Consider the following 23,353-nt stretch of genomic DNA (forward strand, 5'->3'; position numbering starts at 1 on the left):
GCCGCCCATCTCAGAACGCGCCCTTGAGGTGGTCGACCCGGGCGGCGCCCGCCGCGGACAGCCGGACCGAGAGGATGTCGAAGCGCACCTCGTCGGCGGTGGTGCCCGTCTCGGCCAGCCACCGGGCGGCCAGGCCGCGCAGCCGGCGCGCCTTGGCCGGTACGACGGCCTCGGCCGGGCTGCCGAAGTCGTCCGTCCGGCGGGTCTTCACCTCGCAGAAGGCGAGCACCCCGCCCTCCCAGGCGATGATGTCGATCTCGCCGTCGGGGCAGCGCCAGTTCCGGGCGACGGGCCGTAGTCCCGCCTCGATCAGGTGTCGGACCGCGCACCGCTCCCCGTACGCGCCGACGGCCTGGTTCCGCTTCGTCATGGCGCCCACGGTGGGCCCTGACCGTTCGGTCCGGCCGTCCCGCCCGGCCCGCCTGTGGACAACCGGAGGGGCTGTGGACGGCCGGACGATCATGCCGGCACCGTGCTAAGAGACGGCTCGCCGGTCACCGAACGTGCACCCGCGATGACCGGACCCGTGCCGGTATTGACCTGGGGTGTCACGGCCAGCCGGCCGGATGGCGCGCATGGAGCGGGTCGCATACCGTGCCCGTCGTGGACGGACGACGGAGCTTTCCCGAGGATCAGCAGGGGTCGCGTTGGAGCGACCACGGGTACGCCGAACCGGACTGGCGCGGAGCGGGCGACCCGCGCTACCGCGACGACGACTTCCGGACCCCGGAGCAGCGCGCCGGGGCGGACGAGGGCCGGTACGCCGACCCGCTGACCGCCCGATACGGCGAATCAGGACGGTTCGGCGCGAACGAGCCGGTCGGTGACGGACAGCCGGAGACCGGCAGTTACCGGTCGCGACGCGGGGAGGACCCGGAGGTCTCCGGCGAGCTGCCTGGTGAGCGCGGCGGCCGCCGGGCGGCCCGGGAGGGCGCGGAGCAGCTCGCCACCGGCGTCCGGGAGGGTCTCGCCGGGCCGGACCCGCTCGGTGCGGACCGCACGCCGGACGCGCTGCGGCCGGCTCCGCCCGGCGGCTACCCGATCGTCGAGCCGACCGGCCCGGCCGAGCCGACCTACGCCGTGCCGCCGTTCGGGGTGGGGGACCGCCCGTCCGGTCCGACCCCGCTCATCGTCGGGGAACGGCCCGGCGGTCCGGTCGCCTCGCCCGAGCCGGCCGGCGTCCCGACCCCGCATCCGCTGGAGATGCCGACCGGGCCGATGCCGGCGGTCGCGCCCCGGCTCGACGCCCCGCCGCCCGGCGACGGCGTCTACCGGACCCGCCGGCCGGCGCTGGCGGTGGTCCTCGCGGTGCTGACGCTCGTCTTCGAGGTCCCGGCCCTGCGGGTCCTGCTGCACGGGCTGGTGGGCGAACCCGTCTCGGCCTCCGACGTGGTGGTGGGGACGTTCCTGGTGGCCGGGCTGCCGATCTTCGCCGCCGGCCTGTACGGCCTGCGCACCGGTGGGCTGGCGCTCGCCGACGGCAGCCGCGGCTGGCTCCGCCCGCCGACGGCGTACCTGACCGTCGGGCTGGTGCTCTTCGTCGCCGCCGCACTCGGGGCCCGCTGAGCGGTCCCGCGGCACCGCGCCCGGCCGACGCGCCGGGCGCGGGCTGGCCGGCCCGCCGGGGGGCCGGGCCCGGACGCGGGGACCGGACCGGCCCGTACGCCCGGAAAGTGACGGTGCGGGGCGTTCCCGCACCCCGGGACTGGCGGGCGGAGAAGGGGCGTACACTGGTCGACTGGCGACCGCCTCGCGCGGTCGACCTCGCGCGCCCTCTCCACGTTTCCTCGTGGGGCTACGGCCTCCCTGGTCCCGATCTTGGTCGGGCCCACCATGGCCGGCGACCAGGCGCCAGGACGCCCGGCCACCGGCCGGGCGTGACAACCAGGGATCTTGAGGAGTACCCCACCATGGCCGTCGTGACCATGCGTCAGCTGCTGGAGAGCGGTGTCCACTTCGGGCACCAGACCCGGCGCTGGAACCCGAAGATGAAGCGCTTCATCATGACGGAGCGCAACGGCATCTACATCATCGACCTGCGCCAGACCCTCGACTACATCGAGAAGGCGTACGACTTCGTGCGCAACACGGTGGCCGAGGGCGGCAGCATCCTCTTCGTCGGCACCAAGAAGCAGGCCCAGGAGGCCATCTCCGAGCAGGCGACCCGGGTCGGCCAGCCGTACGTCAACCACCGTTGGCTCGGCGGCATGCTGACCAACTTCCAGACGGTGTACAAGCGCCTGCAGCGGATGAAGGAGCTGGAGGCCCTGGGTGACCTGAGCGGCACCGCCGCCGGTTACACCAAGAAGGAGACGCTGCAGCTCTCCCGCGAGAAGATCAAGCTGACCCGCACCCTGGGTGGTCTGCGGGACATGCAGAAGCTTCCGGCCGCGATCTGGGTGGTCGACACCAAGAAGGAGCACATCGCCGTCGACGAGGCCCGCAAGCTGGGCATCCCGGTGATCGCGGTGCTCGACACCAACTGCGACCCGGACGAGGTCGACTTCCCGATCCCGGGCAACGACGATGCCATCCGGTCGGCGGAGCTGCTGACCAAGGTCGTGGCCGCCGCCGTCGCCGACGGTCTGATCGCCCGTTCCGGCCGTCGCCGGGGCGGCGAGGAGAAGCCGGAGCCGGGTCAGGTCGGCACCGACGAGCCGCTGGCCGAGTGGGAGCGCGAGCTGCTGGAGGAGCCGAAGAAGGCCGGCGAGCAGCAGCCGGCCGGGCAGCCGCAGACCGAGCAGCCGACGGCCGGGCAGCCGCAGACCGAGCAGCCGACGGCCGCCGCCGCGGAGTGATCGCACCGCCGCGTCCCCACCGTCCGATTTCCCGGTCGGTGGGGCGCGGCGGATCCGCCGGGCACATCCGGCCCGGATTCGGGTAACCCGGCAGCCAGACCATCCCACCGCAGTCTCAACACCGAAGAGAGAGTCATGTCCAACTTCACCGCCGCGGACGTCAAGAAGCTCCGCGACCTCACCGGCGCCGGCATGATGGACTCCAAGAAGGCGCTGACCGAGGCCGAGGGCGACTTCGACAAGGCCATCGAGATTCTGCGCGTCAAGGGCGCCAAGGACGTCGGCAAGCGGGCCGGCCGCACCGCCGCGAACGGCCTGGTCGCGCACTCCGGCAAGGCGTTGCTCGAGCTCAACTGCGAGACCGACTTCGTCGCCAAGAACGACGCCTTCGTCGCTCTGGCCCAGCAGCTGGTCGAGCACGGCGAGCGCAGCGGCGTCAGCACCGCCGAGGAGCTGCTGGCCAGCTCGATCGACGGCAAGCCGGTCGCCGAGCTGATCCAGGAGCAGTCCGCCAAGATCGGCGAGAAGCTGGTGCTGAACCGCTTCGCCAAGCTGGACGGCAACGTCGCGGTCTACCTGCACCGCAAGAGCCAGGACCTGCCGCCGGCCGTCGGCGTGCTGGTCGAGTACACCGGCAAGACCGACGAGGCCGGCGACGCCGACGCCCGCGGTGTCGCCATGCAGGTCGCCGCGATGCGGCCGAAGTACCTCACCCGGGACGAGGTGCCGGGCGACGTCGTCGAGTCCGAGCGGCGCATCGCCGAGCAGACCGCCCGCGAGGAGAACAAGCCCGAGGCGGCGCTGCCGAAGATCGTCGAGGGCCGGGTGAACGCCTTCTTCAAGGACTACGTCCTGGTCGAGCAGGCGTCGGTGGCCGACAACAAGAAGACGGTGAAGCAGATGCTGGCCGAGGCCGGCATCGAGGTCACCCGCTTCCTGCGGTTCGAGGTCGGCCAGGCCTGAGCCGCCAGCTCGGGCGCGTGAGGCGCCCGTGGGCAAGCAACGTCGACGAGGAGGCCGCCGGTGTACGTGACAGGCACCGCGGCCTCCTCGTCACATAGGGTCGGCAGCGGCAGGTATGCGGTACGCGGCGCACGCGAAGGTGCGCGACGGGAAGGGCGGGTCGGATGACGCAGGTTGTGAGTGACCGGAGCCTGGCGGCGGATGATCCGACCGCCCCACCGCCCGGCCGGGCCCGTCGGGTGGTGCTGAAGCTCTCCGGCGAGGTCTTCGGCGGCGGCGCGATCGGCGTCGACCCGGACGTCGTGCAGGCCATCGCCCGGCAGATCGCCACCGTGGTCCGCCGCGGCGTGCAGGTCTCCGTGGTGGTCGGCGGCGGCAACTTCTTCCGCGGCGCCGAGTTGCAGAAGCGCGGCATGGACCGGGCCCGGGCCGACTACATGGGCATGCTCGGCACGGTGATGAACTGCCTGGCCCTCCAGGACTTCCTGGAGAAGGAGGGCATCGAGACCCGGGTGCAGAGCGCGATCACCATGGCCCAGGTGGCCGAGCCGTACATCCCGCTGCGGGCCATCCGGCACCTCGAGAAGGGCCGCGTGGTGATCTTCGGCGCGGGCGCCGGCATGCCGTACTTCTCCACCGACACGGTCGCGGCGCAGCGGGCGCTGGAGATCCGCGCCGACGTGGTGCTGATGAGCAAGAACGGTGTGGACGCGGTCTACACCGCGGACCCCCGGGTCGACCCGACCGCCAGCAAGCTGGACTCGATCACCTTCTCCGAGGTGCTGCGCCGCAACCTGCGGGTGGCCGACGCGGCGGCGTTCAGCCTCTGCATGGAGAACGGCCTGCCGATGCTGGTCTTCGGCGCGCAGGGCGACGACACCATCGTCCGCGCGGTCGGCGGTGAGAAGATCGGCACCCTGATCACCGCGTGAGCGCCCCGCCGGGGCGGCCAGCGGTCCTCCGACACGACACCAGCAGAGCCCACGACGAGCAACAGAAGGAGGCGAGGAGACCGGTGATCGACGACACCCTCCTCGAGGCCGAGGAGAAGATGGAGCGTGCGGTCGAGCACGCCAAGGAGGAGTTCGGCGCCATCCGCACCGGTCGCGCCAACGCCGCCATGTTCTCCAAGGTCATCATCGACTACTACGGCACCCCCACCCCGCTGCCCCAGATGGCGTCCATCGGCGTCCCCGAGCCACGCATGGTGATCATCAAGCCGTACGACAACTCGCAGATCAACGCCATGGAAAAGGCGATCCGCGACTCCGACCTCGGCGTCAACCCGAACAACGAGGGCAACCAGCTCCGCATCCTGCTCCCGCAGATGACCGAGGAGCGGCGCCGCGAAATGATCAAGGTCGCCCGGCACAAGGGCGAGGAGGCCAAGGTGGCCGTCCGCAACATCCGCCGTAAGGGCAAGGAAGAGCTGGACCGCCTGGTCAAGGACGGCGAGGTCGGCGAGGACGAGGGCCGCCGCGCCGAGAAGGACCTGGACGACCTGACCCAGCGGTACGTCGCCACCGTCGACGAGCTGGTCAAGCACAAGGAAGCGGAGCTGCTCGAGGTCTGAGCCGCCCGACGACCGCCACGGCACCGGTGTGCCCCCGCCCGCCCGGGCGGTGGACCCGGTGCCGTCGTCGTGGTGGGCCATCGTCCGCCGTGCCAAATTCCCCGGTGCAGTAGGCTCGGCACGATTCCCACCCACCAGCGGGTGAACGGCGGGGATCAGCCGGCCGTCGGGCCGGTCAACCGGAACAGTCGCGCCTGTAGGGGATGGTCTTGGTCTTGCGTCAAGTGGTGGAACTCGTACCGCGTTCGCTCGGTGCGTGATGTCCCACCCCGACCCCTACGGCGCCCCCGAGCCCCGCGGCTGGGACCGGCCGGCCCGCCCGCCCGCCCCGCCCTGGCCCGACCCTGACCTCGAGCCGGGGCCGTGGCACCGCCCCGGCGCCAACCCCGAGCTGTACGCCGAGCCGTCCGGCCGGCCCCGGCCGACGGCCGGCCCGTATCCCGGTCCGGCCGGCGACCCGTACGCCCGGCCGGACGTCGACGGTCGTCGGTCCGGCCCGTACGGCGAGCGCCCCGGCCGCGCGAACGGCCATCCGGACCGGAACCACGACGGCCCCGGCCACCCGTACCGCGACCCTCGCGACGCCACCCCCGGTGGCCGGGCCCCCGACCGTGACGACCGCGGCTACCGCGACAACCGCGGCTACCGGGACACCGCGCACGGCCGCCCCGGTCACCGCGACGACTACGACGACCGTGGTCGGCGCGACGGTGGCCCCCGCCATCCGGCGGGCCTCGACCGGGGTCACCCGGAGGGCGGGCCGTGGGGTGGCCGACGCGGCGGTCCGGACGACGAGTACCCGACCGCCCAGATCGCCCCGGTGCGGGACGAACCCGACCCGGAGCCCGAGCCGCCGTCGGGCCGGCGCCAGCGCGGGCGCCGGCGGGCCAGCGCGGACCGGCCACCCACCCAGCAGTCCGCGCCCGGCCGGGCCGGTCGCAACCTGCCGGCCGCGATCGCGGTCGGAGTGGGCCTCGGCGCCGCGATCCTGGTGCCGCTCTTCCTCTACCCGCCGGCGTTCCTCGGCGTCGTCATCGTCGCCGTGGCGGTGGGCACGTGGGAGATGGCCCGCGCGGTGCGCCGCAGCGGCGCCCACCCGCCGCTGGTGCCGCTGGTCGCCGGTGGGGCGATCACCGTCGGGCTGGGCTGGTTCGCCGGCCCGGACGCGCTGAGCCTCGGCCTGCTGGTCACCGTGCTGGGCACGATGATCTGGCGGTTGGGCGACGGCCCGGGCAACTACCAGCGCGACCTGACCGCGGCCACCCTGATCGCGGTCTACGTGCCCTTCCTCGGCGGCTTCGCGGCGATGCTGGCCGCCGCCCCCGGGGACGGGCGACTGCGGGTGCTGGTGACCCTGGTCGCCGTGGTCCTCTCCGACACCGGCGGGTACGCGGCCGGCGTGGCGTTCGGCAAGCACCCGATGGCGCCCTCGATCAGCCCGAAGAAGTCCTGGGAGGGGTTCGCCGGGTCGGTCACCGCGGCGGCGGCCGGCAGCGCCGTGCTGATCTGGCTGCTCTTCGACGTGACCCCCTGGTGGGGCGCGCTGTTCGGGGTGGCGATCTCCTGCGCGGCGGTCCTCGGTGACCTCGCCGAGTCGATGATCAAGCGGGATCTCGGCGTGAAGGACATGAGCAATCTGCTGCCCGGGCACGGCGGCCTGATGGACCGGCTCGACTCGATCCTCTTCGCGGTGCCGACGGCGTACCTGCTGCTGGCGGTCTTCGTGCCGGTGGTGGGCTGAGGCATGAATCACGTCGGCGGGCGCCGCTCCTCCGCGCGGTCGGGGCCGATTCGGCACGGACGGACGGCGGCGTCCCGCTCCCGGCGTGTCAGACTGGACGCGCCATGACGAGCCTGCCACTGATCTCCGTAGACCCCGACGCCCGCGGCCGCAAACCCGCGATGCCTCCCCGTCACCTCGCCGACCTGGACCTGCCGGGCCGGCAGGCGCTCGTCACCGAGCTGGGCGAGCCCGCGTTCCGCGCCAAGCAGGTCTCCAACCACTACTTCGGCCGGTTGGTCCGCGACCCCGCGCAGATGACCGACCTGCCGGCGGCCACCCGGGAGCGGCTGGCCGGGTCGCTCCTGCCCACCCTGCTCAACCCGGTACGCGAGCTGGCCTGCGACGACGGGGCCACCCGCAAGGCGCTCTGGAAGCTGCACGACGGCTCGCTGGTGGAGAGCGTGCTGATGGGTTACCCGGACCGGGTCACCGTCTGCATCTCCAGCCAGGCCGGCTGCGGCATGGCCTGCCCGTTCTGCGCCACCGGCCAGGCCGGGCTGACCCGCAACCTCTCCACCGCGGAGATCGTCGACCAGGCGGTCTACCTGGCCGGGGTGGCCGCCTCCGGCGCGGTCGCCGGGTCGCCGCCGCGGCTGTCGCACGTCGTCTTCATGGGCATGGGCGAGCCGCTGGCCAACTACTCGCGGGTCGTCGCGGCGATCCGCCGGCTGGTCGCCCCCGCGCCCGAGGGGCTCGGCCTGTCCCAGCGGCACATCACCGTTTCCACGGTGGGGCTGGTTCCGGCCATCCGCCGACTGGCCAGCGAAGACCTCTCAGTGACCCTTGCGCTGTCGCTGCACGCCCCCGATGATGAGCTGCGCGACGAACTCGTCCCGGTCAACCAGCGCTGGAAGGTGTCCGAGGTGCTGGACGCGGTGTGGGACTACGCGGCCACGACGGGGCGTCGCGTGTCGATCGAGTACGCGATGATCAAGGACGTGAACGACCAGCCGTGGAGAGCCGATCTGCTCGGACGGCTGCTGGCCGGCAAGCTGGCCCACGTGAACCTCATCCCGCTCAACCCGACTCCGGGCAGCCGCTGGGACGCCAGCCCGAAGCCGGTCGAGCGGGAGTTCGTCCGGCGGTTGCGCGACGCCGGGGTGTCGACCACGGTGCGGGACACCCGGGGACGCGAAATCGACGGCGCGTGTGGGCAGCTCGCCGCCGCCGAGGACAGGGACCCCGATGCGCCGCGCGAAGCAACGGCGTGACCGGGCGTAGCGAACGAGACCAGGAGACATAGTGGCGAGTCAGGGTCAGCGTTTCCGGCGTAAGGCGCTCCGCCGGGGATACAAGGTCGACGAGGTGGACGCCTTCCTGGACCGGGTCGAGGCGACCCTCGCCGGCCAGCCGGTGGGCGCGCCCGTGGCCTCCCAGGAGGTCCACGACGTCGTCTTCCGGGTCCGCTTCAACGGCTACGACGAGTGGCAGGTGGACCTGCACCTGGACCGGGTCGAGCGGCAGCTGGCCGAGCTGGAGGAGCGCGGGGGCGTCCCCGGGGGGCGGGGCGGCGATCCCCGGATGGCCGATCGGCTCGGCCCGCCGATGCGTGACGACCGTGGCCTGTCGCCGGTGCCGCAGCCGCCGATGCCGCCCCGGGCGATGCCCGCGCAGGCCGGCCCGCCCGCCGACCGCTACGGCCGGTACGACGAGCCGACCGGCGCCTTCGCCGGCGGGTACGACGCCCCCCGCGGCGGGTACGACGCCCCGCGCGGCCCGGGCGGCCCCGGCCCGATGGGTCCGGGCGCCCCGATGGGGCACGGTGGCCCGCCGCCGCGCGGCCTGCCCCCGGGCCCCGGCGGGTACGGCCAGGACGAGCCGCACTTCGACGGCTTCGAGGCCGGCCGGCACGGGCGTACCGACATGACCGCCGAGATCCGGATGCCCGAGCGGGACCCACGTGACATGCGCGGTCGCGGCCCGGGCGGGCCGCCGGCCCTGCCGCAGCAGGGCATGGGCGGGGGTCCGATGTCCGGTCCGCCGATGGCCGGCCCGCCCGTCGGTGGCCCGCCGATGGTCGGCCCTCCGATGGCCGGCCCGCCCGGGAGCGACCTCTACCGGGTGGACCAGATCCGCCGCAGCTTCCAGGTGCGCCGCTTCGGCAGCGGGTACGACCCGGACCAGGTGGACCGCTTCTTCGAAAGCCTGCTGGGCGGCATGCAGGGCCGCAACCCGATGCCGGTGAACCCGAAGGACCTGGACACCCTGCGCTTCGGTCTGGTGCCCGGCGGCTACTTCGAGGCCGAGGTCGACGCCGCCCTCAAGGACGTGCAGGACATCCTCTTCGGCCGCTGACGCCGTACGACGACGAAGGCCCGCCCCCGACGGGGGCGGGCCTTCGGCTGTTTCTGGTCCGGAACGTCGGCCGGGTCAGGACCGCAGGCCGTTGCGGCGCAGCACCGAGTCGCCGATGACGATGGCCAGGAGCAGCACGGCGATCCCGATCAGCCAGATGTCCTCGACCTTGCCCTCGTGATTGCCGCAGAGCGCCATCACTACCAAGACCACCGCCGAGAGCACCGCGCCGATCCGCCCCGACTTGCGGTGCCCGGGCTTGTGCTGATCTGGCGCAGTTACCGGCTCGCTTCCTGCCACTGTCGGTCCTTCCCTCGCGATCGGATCTCCGGTTAGTCTGGCACGCCCCGTGCCGGGACCGGCGCAGGGTCCGACCTGATGGGGGACGCATGACCCGCGCGGACGACCGCGAGCTGTACGAGCGGGCGCAGCAGGCGTGGCAGGCGGAGGACTGGCCGGCCGCCGGGGAGCTGTGGGAGCGCCTCGTGCGCCGGTATCCGGACATCCCGGCGGCCGAGGCGTGGTGGTACCACGCGGCGCTGGCCCACAAGTTCCTGCGCAACTGGGCGAAGGCGTACGAGCTGGGCCGGGAGGCGGCCGCGCGGGCGAAGCGGGGTACCGAGGATCCGGCGTTCTGGAACCTCGGCATCGCGGCCACGATCATGGAGGACTGGGCCACCGCCCGGGACGCCTGGCGGGGCTACGGGCTGACCGTGCCCGACGGCGAGGGGGAGATCGCGGCGGACTTCGGGACCACCCCGGTCCGGCTGAACCCGGAGGCCGGCGGGGAGGTGGTCTGGGCGCGGCGGCTGTGCCCAACCCGGGCCCGGGTGCTGAACGTCCCCACCCCGGGGTCGGGCCGACGGTTCGGCGAGGTGGTGGTGCACGACGGGGCGCCCAACGGCGAGCGGGAGGTCGACGGGCGGACGTACCCGGTCTTCGACGAGCTGCTGCTGTTCCGGGCCTCCGAGATGCCCACCACCACCGTCGAGGTCACCGCCGGCACCCCGGCGGACGTCCGGGCCCTCGCGGACCTCTTCGACGAGCACGGGTATGCGGCCGAGCCCGCCAGCGGGGTCCGGAGGATCTGCGCGTGCTGCAGCGAGGGGAGCGTCAGCCAGGACCGGGACCACCAGGTCGCCGGCGGGCAGCGGGTGCACCTGGCCGCGCCGGTCGGCGAGATCCCGGCGCTGCTGGCGAGCTGGCGTGCCGCCGCCCCGGAGCGGCGGAGCTGGGCCGGCCCGGTCGAGGGCTGACCGGATCGGCACTACCGGCGTCGCGGGGCGGTGGCCAGACTGCCTCCGGTAGCGTCTTGACGTACACCTTGATTGTCTTTTTGAGGGGGACTGCGGTGCGAGTGACCGGTACGGGACATGCCAGCATGCGGATCGACACGGCCGCGGGCAGCATCCTGTGCGACCCGTGGGTCAATCCGGCCTACTTCGCTTCCTGGTTCCCTTTCCCGGACAATTCACTGCTGGACTGGGACACCCTGGGCCAGGTCGACTACCTCTACGTCTCGCACCTGCACCGGGACCACTTCGACGCCAAGCACCTGCGCGACTTCGTCTCGAAGGACGCCACCGTCCTGCTCCCCGAGTTCCCCACCTCGGAGATGGAAGACGAGCTGCGGGAGCTGGGCTTCACGAAGTTCCTGAAGGCGCCGAACGAGCAGGTCGTGGAGCTGCCCGGCGGCCTGAAGATCATGATCCAGGCGCTGACCAGCCCGACCGACGGCCCGATCGGTGACTCCTCGCTCTGGGTGGAGTACGACGGGGTGCGGCTGCTCAACCAGAACGACGCCCGCCCGACCGACCTGAGCGTCTTCGCCGAGCTGGGCCACGTGCACGCGCACCTGCTGCAGTTCTCCGGCGCGATCTGGTACCCGATGGTCTACGAGCTGCCGCAGGCGGCGAAGACCGCGTTCGGCAAGCAGAAGCGGGACCGGCAGTTCGACCGCACCTGGCGCTACATCGACGACCTGAAGGCCGACCACGTCTTCCCGATCGCCGGGCCGCCCTGCTTCCTCGACGACGCGCTGTGGCAGTTCAACGACATCCACGGCGACGAGGGCAACATCTTCCCCGACCAGTCCGTCTTCATGGCGGAGTACGCCAAGGTCGGTGGCACCAACGGCATCGTGCTGCTGCCGGGGAGCGTCAGCGAGATCACCACCGAGGGCGCGACCACCACCCACCCGGCGCCGGTGGAGGAGTTCTTCGCCGACAAGGTCGCCCACCTGGAGGAGATGCGAGAGCGCAAGCGCCCGGTCATCGAGGCCGAGAAGGCGTCCTGGCGGCACCCCGAAGTGGACGTGCTCGGCGAGATGAAGCGCCGGATCGAGCCGCTGCTGGACGAGTCGATCTACCTGGCCAAGGGGGTCGGCGGTCCGGTCCGCTTCGACCTCGTGGGCACTGACGACTCAGGCGGCGAGACGATTGAATCCATCGTGGTGGACTTTCCGGGCAAGGAGGTCCGGCCGTACGCGGACGAGAAGGTGCGCTACCGGTTCCGCACCGAGCGGGCGCTGATCGAGCACCTGCTGCACATCGGCGAGGTGGACTGGGTCAACTCGCTCTTCCTCTCCTGCCGCTTCTCCGCCGCCCGGATCGGCCAGTACAACGAGTTCGTCTACGCCTTCTTCAAGTGCCTCTCCGAGGAGCGCCTCCAGTACGCCGAGGGCTGGTACGACGAGCACGAGCGGGCCGTCGACGCCGAGGACATCACGCTGGACGGCTGGGTGGTGCAGCGCCGCTGCCCGCACCTGAAGGCCGACCTGAGCCGGTTCGGCATCGTGGAGGGCGACCAGCTCACCTGCCAGCTGCACGGCTGGAAGTTCGACATGGCCAGCGGTCGCTGCCTCACCAGCGTCGGCCACAAGATCCGCGCCCACCGCGCCGACGCCGACACCCCGGCCCCGGCCGGCGAGGCGGCCAGCTAGTTTCGCCCCGCACGCCGCCCCCGCCGGGTGACCATCAGGTCAGCGGACATCCGGCAGGGCGGGGGCGGCGTGACGGGGGCGGACAGGGAGCCGGGGTACCGATTCCGGCGAAGCAGCGAGATGGCCAGGGACTCCGCCCGGGTGGAGGCGTTCAGCGACGCGGTGATCGCCGTCGCGCTGACGGTGATGGCGGTGGAGCTGCTCCAGTTCAGCCCGGGCACCCCGAAGGACAAGGGGCTGGGGGCCGCGCTCGGGCACGAGTGGCGCTCGTACCTGGCGTACGTGATCACCTTCGCCATCGTCGGCCAGATCTGGCTGACCCACCACAACATGTGGCGGTACGTGGTCCGAGTCGACCAGATGCTGCTGGTGCTCAACCTGGCGCTGATGCTCTTCGTGGCGGCGATCCCGTTCACCGCCAGGCAGCTCGCGGACCACCTGCGGGGGACCGACGCGGACCAGCAGATATCGGCCGCGCTCTACGTCGGCACGGTGCTCGGTGAGGCACTCTTCTTCAATCTGAGCTGGTGGTGGGCCCGCCGGCGCAAACTGCTCCACCCGGACCTGGACCCCCGGCTGGCGAAGGCGGTGGCGCGCCGGTACCGCCTCGGCCCGCTGCTCTACCTGATCGCGTTCGCGGTGGTCTTCATCGACCCCATCCTCAGCCTGTTCGCCTACCTCCTCCTGGTCGGCCTCTACCTGATCCGCGGGCCCGGCGACCTGCCTTCCTCGGCCGGCTCAGCGTGACGCCGGCGTGGTCAAGGAGGGTCCCGGCGACGCCGCCGCACGCATTACGATCCGCCAGCATGACGATCGTCTCGACCGACCGCCTGGTGGTCCGCGACTGGACCGAGGACGAAGCGGACCTGGACCGGATCTACGACATCTACTCCCGGGACGAGGTGATGCGCTGGCTGGGCGGCGGATCGGGGCGGATGACCGACCCGGCGCAGGCGGCCGAGCGGGTCCGGTCCTGGCGGGACCGGTACGCCCCGTACCGCGACCGGTACGGCCTCTGGGCGATCGAGCCGCGCGCCACCGGCCGGGCGGCGGGCAGCGTGCTGCTCAAGCCGCTGCCGGGCCGTGACGGCGTCACCCCCACCGACGACATCGAGATCGGCTGGCACCTGCACCCCGACTCCTGGGGGCACGGCTACGCTACCGAGGCGGCCCGGGCGGTGCTCGACCGGGAGTTCGCCGGCGGCGCCCGGCAGGTCTACGCGGTGGTGATGGCGGGCAACGAGGCGTCGACGGCGGTGGCCCGCCGGCTCGGCATGACCCATCTCGGCGTCCGCACCGACTGGTACGGCGGCGCCGAACTGGAGACCTTCGTTCTCAACCGTCCCGACTGACCGGTTCCGCCGCGCGCCCATGCCTGGAACAGGGGGTGTGCAGGCGAGCTGCGGCCCTATCGTCGGCGCCGTGCTGATCCGCTTCGACGCCGCCCCCGATCGGGTCCGCTTCACCGCCCGTACCGGCGGCACCTGCGCCAGTTGTTCCTGCCGTACCGGGGCACCGGCCTCGAAGCCAACCTGGTGGAACTGGTGTTCCTGCCGACCTACGCGTCCCGGCTGAACTGGATCGAAGCCGAGTTCGCCGCGGTGCGCTACTTCGCGCTCAACGGCACCGACCACCGCAGCCACGCCGAGCAGGACGCCGCCATCGGCGACTACATCCGCTGGCGCAACCACCGCGCCAAACCGAAATCCGGATTCGCCACCGGATCCAAAATCCGCCACCCGGATTACCCGTTCAAGGCTGCATGACGAGGCACTAGTTCGCGGCGCTGCGGGTCTAGGGGTAGCGGTCCAGGATCGGACAGACCTGTCGAGGTGACCGACCGACGGCGGTGCGCGCGGTCGGGACGGCCATAATCGACGCGCCTGGCGAACTCGTCAATCAGGATCGGAGCGACCATGACCCTGCCGACACCGCCCAAGAGCGGCCCCGCGCCGAGCGGCGTCCCAGATCGTGCGCGCGTCGTCGTGGTGGGCGGCGGGATCATCGGGACCTCCGTCGCGTACCACCTCGCCCACCTCGGGTGGACCGACGTGGTGCTGCTCGAACGCGACCAACTGACGTCCGGCACCACATGGCACGCGGCCGGGCTGATGGTCACGTTCGGCTCGACGTCCGAGACCTCCACCGAGATGCGCAGGTACACCCGCGACCTGTACGCCCGACTCGAGGCCGAGACCGGGCTCGCCACCGGGTTGAAGCAAGTCGGCTTCATCGAACTCGCGACCGAACCGGGCCGCCTGGAGGAATACCGCCGCGTCTCGGCGTTCAACCGGTACTGCGGAGTCGACGTTCACGAGATCTCGCCGGGCGAGGTCAAGAAGCTGTTCCCCCTCGCCCGCACGGACGACCTGCTCGCCGGCTTCTACGTGCCGCAGGACGGCCGGGCGAACCCTGTGGACGTCACGATGTCGCTCGCCAAGGGCGCCCGGATGAAGGGGGTGAAGATCTTGGAGGGCGTCCCGGCCACGGGCGTGCTGCGGCGGGGCGGCGCGGTGACAGGCGTACGGACGCCGTACGGCGACATCGAGGCCGAGTACGTCGTCAACTGCGCGGGCATGTGGGCCCGCCAGCTCGGCGCGGCTGCGGGCGTGAACATCCCGCTGCAGGCGGCCGAGCACTACTACCTGATCACCGAGCCCGTCGAGGGCGTCGACGGATCCCTGCCCGTACTCGAAGACCCGGCGTCGTACGGCTACTTCCGCGAGGAGGGCGGCGGGCTGATGCTCGGGCTCTTCGAGACCGTCTGCGCGCCCTGGAAGATCGAGGGCATCCCCGACAACTTCTCGTTCGGGGAGCTACCGCCCGACTGGGACCGGATGGCGCCATACCTGGAAAAGGCGATGGAGCGGATCCCGGTCTCGATGGAGGTGGGCGTCCGCAAGTTCTTCTGCGGGCCCGAGAGCTTCACCCCCGACCTGCAGCCGATCGTCGGCGAGGCGCCCGAGCTGAAGAACTATTTCGTGGCGGCCGGGCTGAACTCCATCGGCATCCTGACGGGGGGCGGGATCGGTCGCGCACTCGCCCACTGGATCGTCGACGGCCGACCGGACATCGACGTCACCGGCATCAACATCGACCGGCTGCACGCCTACCAGAGCAACCCGGAGTACCGGGCGACGCGCACGGTCGAGTCGCTCGGCATGGTCTACCAGTGCCACTACCCGGGCCGCTCGATGCAGACCGCTCGCAATGCGAAGCTCTCCCCGCTGCACCACCGGCTCGTCGAGCAGCGCGCGTACTTCAAGGACGTGAGCGGTTGGGAGGGTGCCGACTGGTACGCGCCCGAGGTTGTCGAGCCGAAGGTCGATGCGCTGTCGTGGGGGCGGCAGAACTGGTTCCCGTACTGGGAGGCCGAGCACCGCGCCGCCCGCGAAGGCGTGATCCTCATGGACATGTCGTTCATGTCGAAATTCCTCGTGCAGGGACGCGACGCTGGACGCGAACTCGAGCGCATCTCCGCCAACCGCGTCGACGGCGAGGCGGGCGTCATCACCTACACGCAGTGGCTCAACGAGGGCGGGACGCTCGAGGCCGACCTCACGGTTACCAAGCTCGGGGACGACCGGTTCTGGGTCGTTGCCTCGGACACCGCGCACCGGCACGTCGAAGCGTGGATGCGCCGCCACTTCGGGGACGCGCACGCGTTCGTCACCGACGTCTCGGGTGGCTACGCGCAGATCAACATCCAGGGACCGCGCTCGCGGGAACTGCTGGCGTCGGTGACGACGCAGGACATGTCCAACGAGGCGTTCCCGTTCCGCACGGCGCGCGAGATCGACCTCGGGTTCGCCCGCGTGCTCTGCATCCGCATCACCTACCTCGGCGAACTGGGGTATGAGCTCTACATCCCCGCCGAGCAGGCCGTGCACGCCTACGACCGGCTCGTCGAGGCGGGCCGGGCGGTGGGTCTGCGGCATGCCGGGCTCAAGGCGCTGTCGAGTCTGCGGATGGAGAAGGGCTACCGCGACTACGGGCACGACATCGACAACACCGACTCGGTCCTCGAAGCCGGTCTTGGCTTCGCAGTCGCGCTCGACAAGCAGGGCGGCTTCATCGGCCGCGAGGCCGTGCTGGCCAAGAAGGCCGAGGGGCCGCTCACCCGCCGGCTCGTGCAGGTGCTGGTCACCGACCCCGAACCGTTGATGTTCCACGCCGAGGTCGTGCGCCGCAACGGCACGCCGGTCGGCTACATCCGGGCGGCCTCGTACGGCTTCTCGCTCGGTGGGGCGGTCGGCCTCGCGATGGTTGACGCACGCCAGCCGCTCGATCAGGCGTGGATCGATTCCGGCAAGTGGACCGTCGAGATCGGCGCCTCGACCTACCCGGCCGTGGTCTCGCTGCGACCGCTCTACGATCCCGCCAACAAACGGATAAAGATGTGAGGGGTAGGAGTATCCACCGATCTCATCGAGCTCTATCTCATCCACCCTGGGCATGACCGTAATCTTGAGCCAGGTTCTTGACGCGGGACAGGCCGGCGCATCAGTCTTTGACACGCTCGGCGAACAGGTTGATCGATTCGGGCTCGTACATCACGCGGGTGGTCGGGCGTCCGAAGGCCGATGCCTGGAAGAGCCGGTCCAGGTCCTCCTCAGTCCGGTGGACGAGCCGCCAGTCCAGCACGTGGTCCATCAGCGCCTTGGTGACGTTGCGCGGATGGAAGTTGCCGACGATGAGGCGCCCACCGGGCCGCATCGTTGGGTCGGCGTGACGACGCGTGGACCGCACGAGCAGCGCTCGACCTGTTGCCGGAGAACACGGCCCGCGCGTGGAGGTGCTGCGTGGCTGCGTCGTGGTCACGCCCGGATGCGGGCCCGACCGGCGGGTGGTGCAATGGGAGGTTGCCTATCGCCTCCGGCAGGCGGGACGATCGGCTCGCGTGTGGGCTTACCACTCGGTCAATGTCATCTCTGGGGATGATCTCTTTATCCCGGATCTCGCCATGTTGCGCACTCCGGGAGGCGGTCGAACGGCGATTGACATCTCATCGGCGGTCCTGCTCGGCGAGATCGTGTCGCCGGCCGACCACCGCAGCGGTGTGATCGGCGTCGCGAGTACGCCGCGGCCGAGGTTCCCTTCTTCCTCCGGGTCGACCTGCGTAACCGGGTTCCTGCGCTGGCCCTCCACGAGCTGGTCGAGGGGGAGTACCAGGCGCTCTCCGCCGCAGCCGCCGGCACCACCTTCGTCATGCGGCAGCCGTTCGAGTTCACGGTCGACCCGGCCGATCTGCTCGACGAGGAGGCGCTGGTGGAGGAACCGGACAGCGGGGAGTGAGGCTCCCAGCGGGCGTTCAGCACCGTTGGGGAAGAATGGCCGGGTGACCTCTCCCCGCGACCTCGTCCTGCTCGGTTCCACCGGCTCGATCGGCACCCAGGCCATCGACATCGTCCGGCGCAACCCCGACCGGTTCCGGGTGGTCGCGCTCGGCGCGGGCGGCGGCAACGTCGAACTGCTCGCCGCGCAGGCCCTCGAACTCGGCGTGGAGGCGGTCGGCGTGGCGAAGGCGTCCGCCGCGCAGGACCTCCAGCTCGCCTTCTACGCCGAGGCGAGCCGGCGCGGCTGGGCCACCGGGGACTTCAAGCTGCCCAAGATCGTGGCCGGGCCGGACGCGATGACCGAGCTGGCGCAGTGGCCGTGCGACGTCGTGCTCAACGGGGTGGTCGGCTCGCTGGGGCTGGCGCCGACCCTGGCGGCGCTGCGCGCCGGTCGTACCCTCGCCCTGGCCAACAAGGAGTCGCTTGTCGCCGGCGGCCCGCTGGTCAAGGCCGCGGTGACGCGGCCGGGGCAGATCGTCCCCGTCGACTCGGAGCACTCGGCGCTGGCGCAGTGCCTGCGCGGCGGCACCCGCGCCGAGGTGCGGCGGCTGGTGGTGACCGCCAGCGGCGGCCCGTTCCGGGGCCGGCGCCGCGACGAGTTGACCGAGGTCACGCCCGCGCAGGCCCTCGCCCACCCGACCTGGAACATGGGTCCCGTCGTCACGATCAACTCCGCGACCATGGTCAACAAGGCGCTGGAGGTGATCGAGGCGCACGAGCTGTTCGACGTGCCGTACGCCGACATCGAGGTGATGGTCCACCCGCAGTCGGTGATCCACTCGATGGTCGAGTTCACCGACGGCTCGACCCTCGGGCAGGCCAGCCCGCCGGACATGCGGCTGCCCATCGCGCTCGGCCTCGGCTGGCCGGACCGGGTGCCGGGGGCCGCCGCCGCGGTGGACTGGACGAAGGCCCACACCTGGGAGTTCTTCCCGCTGGACGACGCCGCGTTCCCGGCGGTCGCGCTGGCCAAGGCCGCCGGCGAGGCCGGGCGCTGCCGGCCGGCGATCTACAACGCGGCCAACGAGGAGTGCGTCGCGGCCTTCGTCGCCGGGCGGCTGCCGTTCCTCGGCATCGTCGACACCCTCGAGCGGGTGTTGGAGGACGCTCCCGACTTCGACGAACCAGGTACCGTCGAGGACGTGCTCGCCGCCGAGTCGTGGGCACGGGCGCACGCCCAGGAGATCATCGCGGCGTCGGTGGAAGGAGCCTGATGGCAAACCTGCTCGGGGTGGTGCTGTTCGCCGTCTTCATTCTCGTCTCGGTGAGCCTGCACGAGGCGGGGCACATGATCACCGCCAAGGCCTTCGGGATGAAGGTCACGCGGTACTTCGTCGGCTTCGGCCCGACGCTGTGGTCGTTCAAGCGCGGTGAGACCGAGTACGGCGTCAAGGGCATCCCGCTCGGCGGCTTCTGCAAGATCGTCGGCATGACGCCGCAGGACGACGACGTCGACCCGGCCGACGAGCCGCGGGCGATGTGGCGCTACCCGGTCTGGAAGCGGACGATCGTGATGTCCGCGGGCTCGATCACCCACTTCGCCCTGGCCCTGGGCGCGCTCTGGATCATGGCGATCGCCGTCGGCCTGCCCAACCCGGACGCCCCCACCACGGAGAAGGAGTTCCTGGCCGAGCCCGCGGTGGTCGCCCTCGCCCCCTGCGTGGTGGTGGAGAACACGAACCGCGCCTGCCAGGCCGGCGACCCGGCCAGCCCGGCCGCCCAGGCCCAGCTTCTCGACGGCGACCGGATCACCGCCGTCAACGGCAAGCCGGTGCGGAGCTGGGGCGACATGCTGGACGTGGTCCGCGCCACGCCGCCCGGCAAGGCCACCGTCGAGTACGTCCGCGGCGGCAGCCCGGCGACGGCCACCGTCGACCTCGCCGCCGTGCAGCGCCCGCCGCTGGGCGACCCGAAGGGCGCCACCTCGTCGGTCGCCGCGCTCGGCGTCGCGCTCCGACCCACCACCCCGCAGCTGATCGAGTACGGCCCGGTCGCGGCGTTCGGTGCCACCGCCGACTTCACCGGCACGATGGCGGTGCAGACCGCGCACGCCATGCAGCGCATCCCGCAGAAGGTCCCCGCCCTGTGGAACGCCATCACCGGCGGCGAGCGGGACATGGACACCCCGATCAGCGTGGTCGGCGCCAGCCGGCTCGGCGGCGAGTTCGTGGCGAACGACGCCTGGTACGGGTTCTTCATGCTCTTCGTGTCGCTGAACTTCTTCATCGGCGTGTTCAACCTGCTGCCGCTGCTCCCGCTCGACGGCGGCCACATCGCCATCGCCTGGTTCGAGCGGGTCCGGTCCTGGCTCTACGCCCGGATCGGCCGGGCGGACCCGGGCCGCGTCGACTACCTCAAGCTCATGCCCATCACGTACGCGGTGATCCTGATCGGTGGCGTGTTCACGCTGCTGACCGTCACCGCGGACGTCGTCAACCCGATCACGCTCTTCCCAAGGTGAGTGCCTGAAGTGACCGCTGTCAGTCTCGGTATGCCCCCCGTACCGCCGCCGCCGCTCGCCCCGCGTCGGGCCAGCCGCCAGATCATGGTCGGCTCGGTACCGGTCGGTGGGGGTGCGCCGGTCTCGGTGCAGTCCATGACCACCACCCTGACCGCCGACGTGAACGCCACGCTCCAGCAGATCGCCGAGCTGACCGCCTCCGGCTGCCAGATCGTCCGGGTGGCCGTGCCGTCGCAGGACGACGTCGAGGCGCTGCCGGCGATCGCGCGCAAGTCGCAGATCCCGGTGATCGCCGACATCCACTTCCAGCCGAAGTACGTCTTCGCGGCGATCGACGCCGGCTGCGCGGCCGTCCGGGTCAACCCGGGCAACATCCGCCAGTTCGACGACAAGGTGAAGGAGATCGCCAAGGCGGCCGGCGACGCCGGGGTGCCGATCCGGATCGGCGTCAACGCCGGCTCGCTGGACAAGCGGCTGCTCGCCAAGTACGGCAAGGCCACTGCCGAGGCGCTGGTCGAGTCCGCGCTCTGGGAGTGCTCGCTCTTCGAGGAGCACGGCTTCCGGGACATCAAGATCTCGGTCAAGCACAACGACCCGGTGGTGATGATCCGGGCGTACCGGCAGCTCGCCGAGAAGTGCGACTACCCGCTGCACCTGGGGGTGACCGAGGCCGGCCCCGCGTTCCAGGGCACCATCAAGTCGTCGGTCGCCTTCGGCGCGCTGCTGGCCGAGGGGATCGGCGACACCATCCGGGTCTCGCTGTCGGCCCCGCCGGTGGAGGAGATCAAGGTCGGCAACGCGATCCTGGAGTCGCTGGGCCTGCGCGAGCGGGGGCTGGAGATCGTCTCCTGCCCGTCCTGCGGCCGGGCCCAGGTCGACGTCTACAAGCTGGCCGAGGAGGTCACCGCCGGCCTGGAGGGGCTGCCGGTGCCGCTGCGGGTCGCCGTGATGGGCTGCGTGGTGAACGGCCCGGGCGAGGCCCGCGAGGCCGACCTCGGCGTCGCCTCCGGCAACGGCAAGGGGCAGATCTTCGTCAAGGGCCAGGTCGTCAAGACCGTCCCGGAGGCGCAGATCGTCGAGACGCTGATCGAGGAGGCGCTGCGGATCGCCGACGAGATGGGCGCCGAGATCCCCGAGGAGCTTCGCGACATGGTCCCCGGTCCCCGGGTCACCGTGCACTGACGTCCCGACGCACCGTCGGAAAGGGCGGCCGTCCCCGTGGGGGAGGGCCGCCCTTCCGCGTACGCGGGTGAGCTGCTCACTCGGATTCGGCGAGGATGGCGTAGAGCTTGCGCCGGGTCTCGTCGAGTACCTGGGCGGCCCGTTCGCGCTGGTCGTCGGTGCCGGTCATCATCACCTGGCGCAGCGCGTTCATCGCCTGCGCGCCGGCGTCCCGGATGTCGTGCCAACTGTTGACCGTGTTCTCGGCGAACTCCGCCCAGGGCGGGGTCTGCGCCGCCTCGGTGGCCTCCGCGCGCCCCTGGTCGGTGAGGGTGAACCGCTTCCGCCCGCCGCCCGATCCGTCGGTGGCGACGATGACGCCCTCGTCCTCCAGCAGTTGGAGGGTGGGGTAGATCGAGCCGGGGCTGGGCCGCCAGGCCCCGCCGGTGCGGGAGTCGATCTCCTGGATCATCTCGTAGCCGTGCATCGGCCGCTCGGTGAGCAGGGCCAGCACGGCGCCCCGGACGTTGGGCCGGCGTCCCCGCCCGCGACCGCCCCGGCCGCCTCGCCCGCCGTGACCGTGCGGCCCGGGGGGGAACGGCGGGCCGGGCGGGAACGGGGGGAAGCCGAAGCCGCGCATCCGAGCCTCGTGCATCGCGTGCATCCGTCCGTGGAATCCCATCGGACTCTCCTTGTCTTCGTAGTGTCGCTGATGCATCGACGATATATCGGCAACGCATCGGCGACAAGACGAATCCGGGGGCGGAACTGAAAACCGTACGTACGTCTTGCTAGGATCCCGGCGTGCGCCTGCTTCCCGAACCGGGCCCGGCCCGGACCCTCGCCCTCTCCACCCTGGTCAACACCGTCGGCCGGGGCACCTGGCTGACCGTCAGCGCGCTCTTCCTGACCCGCTCGGTCGGCCTGACCGTGGCCCAGGTCGGCCTCGGCCTCACCATCACCGCGCTGGTCAGCCTGGTGGCCAGCACCCCGATGGGCTACCTCGCCGACCGGTACGGCCCGCGCGGCATCCAGCTCACCGCGCTGCTCGCCTCCGCCGGCTGCACCGCCGCCCTGATCGCCGTCCGGTCCTTCCCGACCTTCCTCGTCGTCGGGATGCTGATGGCGATCGCCGACGCGGCGAGCCGGGGCGCCCGGGGCGCCCTGATCGCCGGGGCCGTCCCCGCCGACCAGCGGGTGCGTACCCGGGCCTGGCTGCGCGCCGTCACCAACGTCGGCATCTCGGTCGGCGCCGTCGTCGCCGGCTTCGGCCTCGCCGCGGACACTCGGGCCGGGTACGTGGCCCTGATCCTGCTCGACTGCGTGACGTACCTGGTCGCGGCGGCGATCCTGCTCCGGCTGCCGGCCGTCCCGCCGGTCCCCGCGCCCACGCACGGCCCGCGGCTGATCGCCCTGCGGGACCGCCCGTTCCTGGCCTTCACGGTCCTCGACGGGCTGCTCTCGATGCACTTCGGACTGATCAACATCGCCCTGCCGCTCTGGATCGCCGACCACACCACCGCCCCGGACTGGCTCGTCTCGGGCTGCATGCTGGTCAACACCGTCATCGTGGTGCTCTTCCAGGTGCGCGCCTCGCGCGGCACCGAGGACCTGGCCGGGGCGGCCCGCGCCGCCCGCCGGGCCGGCGCGGTCATCGCGGTCGCCTGCGGGCTCTTCGCCGTGAGCGGGGGCGTGTCGACCCCGGCTGCGGTGGCGCTGCTGCTGGCCGGGGCGTTCGTGCACGTCATCGGCGAGCTGTGGCACGCGGCGGCGGGCTGGGGGATCTCCTTCGGCCTGGCCCCGGCCCACGCCCAGGGGCAGTACCAGGGGGCGTACGGGATGGGCATGCAGCTCGGCGGGATGATCGCGCCGGTGGTGGTGACCACCCTGGCGGTCGGGTGGGGGGTGCCCGGCTGGCTGCTGCTGGGCGCGCTCTTCCTTCTGCTCGGGCTGCTGGTGCCGCCCGTCGTGGCGTGGGCGCGGCGGTCCCGCCCGGCCGAGCCGGCGCCCGCGCCGGTCCCGGTTGGCTGACCCGGTCATCA

At 71.8% G+C, this 23,353-nt stretch carries 23 protein-coding genes; 18 read left to right on the top strand and 5 right to left on the bottom strand.

Features of this window, described 5'->3' with window-relative positions:
• Positions 1 to 10 precede the first annotated feature (10 nt).
• Positions 11 to 370 (bottom strand): YraN family protein, encoded by a 360-nt coding sequence (locus ACTWO6_RS08090; protein WP_446219036.1) that lies wholly within the window; start codon positions 368 to 370, stop codon positions 11 to 13.
• A gap of 224 nt (positions 371 to 594) precedes the next feature.
• On the opposite strand from ACTWO6_RS08090, the gene ACTWO6_RS08095 reads away from it, so the two are divergent.
• The 8 genes from ACTWO6_RS08095 (at position 595) to ACTWO6_RS08130 (ending at position 9,412) form a co-directional block, all read left to right on the top strand.
• Complete coding sequence (locus tag ACTWO6_RS08095) at positions 595 to 1,566, top strand: hypothetical protein (RefSeq protein WP_446219037.1); 972 nt, start codon at positions 595 to 597, stop codon at positions 1,564 to 1,566.
• A gap of 344 nt (positions 1,567 to 1,910) precedes the next feature.
• A complete protein-coding gene (gene rpsB / locus ACTWO6_RS08100; protein WP_446219038.1) occupies positions 1,911 to 2,798 on the top strand; it encodes a 30S ribosomal protein S2 in 888 nt (295 codons plus the stop codon).
• A 135-nt stretch (positions 2,799 to 2,933) separates the two neighbouring features.
• On the top strand, positions 2,934 to 3,761 hold the full coding sequence (gene tsf / locus ACTWO6_RS08105; protein WP_446219039.1) for a translation elongation factor Ts: 828 nt from the start codon (positions 2,934 to 2,936) through the stop codon (positions 3,759 to 3,761).
• Positions 3,762 to 3,925: 164 nt separating this feature from the next.
• Complete coding sequence (gene pyrH / locus ACTWO6_RS08110) at positions 3,926 to 4,693, top strand: UMP kinase (protein WP_130332947.1); 768 nt, start codon at positions 3,926 to 3,928, stop codon at positions 4,691 to 4,693.
• Between the two features lie 83 nt (positions 4,694 to 4,776).
• The gene (gene frr / locus ACTWO6_RS08115) at positions 4,777 to 5,334 is read left to right on the top strand and encodes a ribosome recycling factor (protein ID WP_130332949.1); all 558 of its coding nucleotides are present in this window, start codon (positions 4,777 to 4,779) and stop codon (positions 5,332 to 5,334) included.
• Positions 5,335 to 5,593: 259 nt separating this feature from the next.
• On the top strand, positions 5,594 to 7,075 hold the full coding sequence (locus ACTWO6_RS08120) for a phosphatidate cytidylyltransferase (RefSeq protein ID WP_446220586.1): 1,482 nt from the start codon (positions 5,594 to 5,596) through the stop codon (positions 7,073 to 7,075).
• Between the two features lie 104 nt (positions 7,076 to 7,179).
• The gene (rlmN, locus tag ACTWO6_RS08125; protein WP_446219040.1) at positions 7,180 to 8,328 is read left to right on the top strand and encodes a 23S rRNA (adenine(2503)-C(2))-methyltransferase RlmN; all 1,149 of its coding nucleotides are present in this window, start codon (positions 7,180 to 7,182) and stop codon (positions 8,326 to 8,328) included.
• Between the two features lie 31 nt (positions 8,329 to 8,359).
• Positions 8,360 to 9,412, top strand: coding sequence for a DivIVA domain-containing protein (locus ACTWO6_RS08130; RefSeq protein ID WP_446219041.1), 1,053 nt, complete (start codon positions 8,360 to 8,362; stop codon positions 9,410 to 9,412).
• A 75-nt stretch (positions 9,413 to 9,487) separates the two neighbouring features.
• Here the strand turns inward: ACTWO6_RS08130 and ACTWO6_RS08135 are convergent, their stop codons facing one another.
• On the bottom strand, positions 9,488 to 9,712 hold the full coding sequence (locus ACTWO6_RS08135) for a DUF2631 domain-containing protein (RefSeq protein ID WP_406036850.1): 225 nt from the start codon (positions 9,710 to 9,712) through the stop codon (positions 9,488 to 9,490).
• Between the two features lie 89 nt (positions 9,713 to 9,801).
• Between ACTWO6_RS08135 and ACTWO6_RS08140 the strand changes: the two genes are divergently transcribed.
• The 6 genes from ACTWO6_RS08140 to ACTWO6_RS08165 all read left to right on the top strand — a co-directional run bounded on the left by ACTWO6_RS08140 (position 9,802) and on the right by ACTWO6_RS08165 (position 16,756).
• Complete coding sequence (locus ACTWO6_RS08140; RefSeq protein ID WP_446219042.1) at positions 9,802 to 10,668, top strand: tetratricopeptide repeat protein; 867 nt, start codon at positions 9,802 to 9,804, stop codon at positions 10,666 to 10,668.
• A 95-nt stretch (positions 10,669 to 10,763) separates the two neighbouring features.
• Complete coding sequence (locus ACTWO6_RS08145) at positions 10,764 to 12,353, top strand: Rieske 2Fe-2S domain-containing protein (protein ID WP_446219043.1); 1,590 nt, start codon at positions 10,764 to 10,766, stop codon at positions 12,351 to 12,353.
• A 120-nt stretch (positions 12,354 to 12,473) separates the two neighbouring features.
• Complete coding sequence (locus ACTWO6_RS08150; protein WP_446219044.1) at positions 12,474 to 13,100, top strand: TMEM175 family protein; 627 nt, start codon at positions 12,474 to 12,476, stop codon at positions 13,098 to 13,100.
• Between the two features lie 59 nt (positions 13,101 to 13,159).
• The gene (locus tag ACTWO6_RS08155; RefSeq protein WP_446219045.1) at positions 13,160 to 13,705 is read left to right on the top strand and encodes a GNAT family N-acetyltransferase; all 546 of its coding nucleotides are present in this window, start codon (positions 13,160 to 13,162) and stop codon (positions 13,703 to 13,705) included.
• Between the two features lie 192 nt (positions 13,706 to 13,897).
• Positions 13,898 to 14,119 (top strand): transposase, encoded by a 222-nt coding sequence (locus ACTWO6_RS08160; RefSeq protein WP_130340463.1) that lies wholly within the window; start codon positions 13,898 to 13,900, stop codon positions 14,117 to 14,119.
• A 150-nt stretch (positions 14,120 to 14,269) separates the two neighbouring features.
• A complete protein-coding gene (locus tag ACTWO6_RS08165; protein WP_446219046.1) occupies positions 14,270 to 16,756 on the top strand; it encodes a GcvT family protein in 2,487 nt (828 codons plus the stop codon).
• Positions 16,757 to 16,856: 100 nt separating this feature from the next.
• On the opposite strand, the gene ACTWO6_RS08170 is transcribed toward ACTWO6_RS08165, so the two are convergent.
• Positions 16,857 to 17,174 carry a hypothetical protein gene (locus ACTWO6_RS08170; RefSeq protein ID WP_446219047.1) on the bottom strand — a complete coding sequence of 106 codons (318 nt, stop codon included), beginning with the start codon at positions 17,172 to 17,174 and terminating at the stop codon, positions 16,857 to 16,859.
• A gap of 87 nt (positions 17,175 to 17,261) precedes the next feature.
• The gene (locus ACTWO6_RS08175; protein ID WP_446219048.1) at positions 17,262 to 17,729 is read right to left on the bottom strand and encodes a hypothetical protein; all 468 of its coding nucleotides are present in this window, start codon (positions 17,727 to 17,729) and stop codon (positions 17,262 to 17,264) included.
• Here ACTWO6_RS08175 and dxr point away from each other — a divergent pair.
• The 3 genes from dxr to ispG are packed head-to-tail and all read left to right on the top strand — an operon-like array spanning position 17,692 to position 21,332.
• The gene (dxr, locus tag ACTWO6_RS08180) at positions 17,692 to 18,903 is read left to right on the top strand and encodes a 1-deoxy-D-xylulose-5-phosphate reductoisomerase (RefSeq protein ID WP_446219049.1); all 1,212 of its coding nucleotides are present in this window, start codon (positions 17,692 to 17,694) and stop codon (positions 18,901 to 18,903) included. The two genes, ACTWO6_RS08175 and dxr, sit on opposite strands and share 38 nt — an antisense overlap.
• Complete coding sequence (locus ACTWO6_RS08185; RefSeq protein ID WP_446219050.1) at positions 18,903 to 20,150, top strand: M50 family metallopeptidase; 1,248 nt, start codon at positions 18,903 to 18,905, stop codon at positions 20,148 to 20,150. Before dxr ends, ACTWO6_RS08185 begins: the two co-directional genes overlap by 1 nt.
• A gap of 9 nt (positions 20,151 to 20,159) precedes the next feature.
• Positions 20,160 to 21,332, top strand: a complete 1,173-nt coding sequence (ispG, locus tag ACTWO6_RS08190; RefSeq protein ID WP_446219051.1) for a flavodoxin-dependent (E)-4-hydroxy-3-methylbut-2-enyl-diphosphate synthase — start codon at positions 20,160 to 20,162, stop codon at positions 21,330 to 21,332.
• Between the two features lie 76 nt (positions 21,333 to 21,408).
• On the opposite strand, the gene ACTWO6_RS08195 is transcribed toward ispG, so the two are convergent.
• On the bottom strand, positions 21,409 to 21,993 hold the full coding sequence (locus ACTWO6_RS08195) for a PadR family transcriptional regulator (protein ID WP_406036839.1): 585 nt from the start codon (positions 21,991 to 21,993) through the stop codon (positions 21,409 to 21,411).
• A 122-nt stretch (positions 21,994 to 22,115) separates the two neighbouring features.
• Between ACTWO6_RS08195 and ACTWO6_RS08200 the strand changes: the two genes are divergently transcribed.
• The gene (locus tag ACTWO6_RS08200) at positions 22,116 to 23,342 is read left to right on the top strand and encodes an MFS transporter (RefSeq protein WP_446219052.1); all 1,227 of its coding nucleotides are present in this window, start codon (positions 22,116 to 22,118) and stop codon (positions 23,340 to 23,342) included.
• The last annotated feature ends 11 nt before the right edge of the window (positions 23,343 to 23,353 follow it).

It is taken from the genome of Micromonospora sp. IBHARD004 (genome assembly GCF_052814115.1).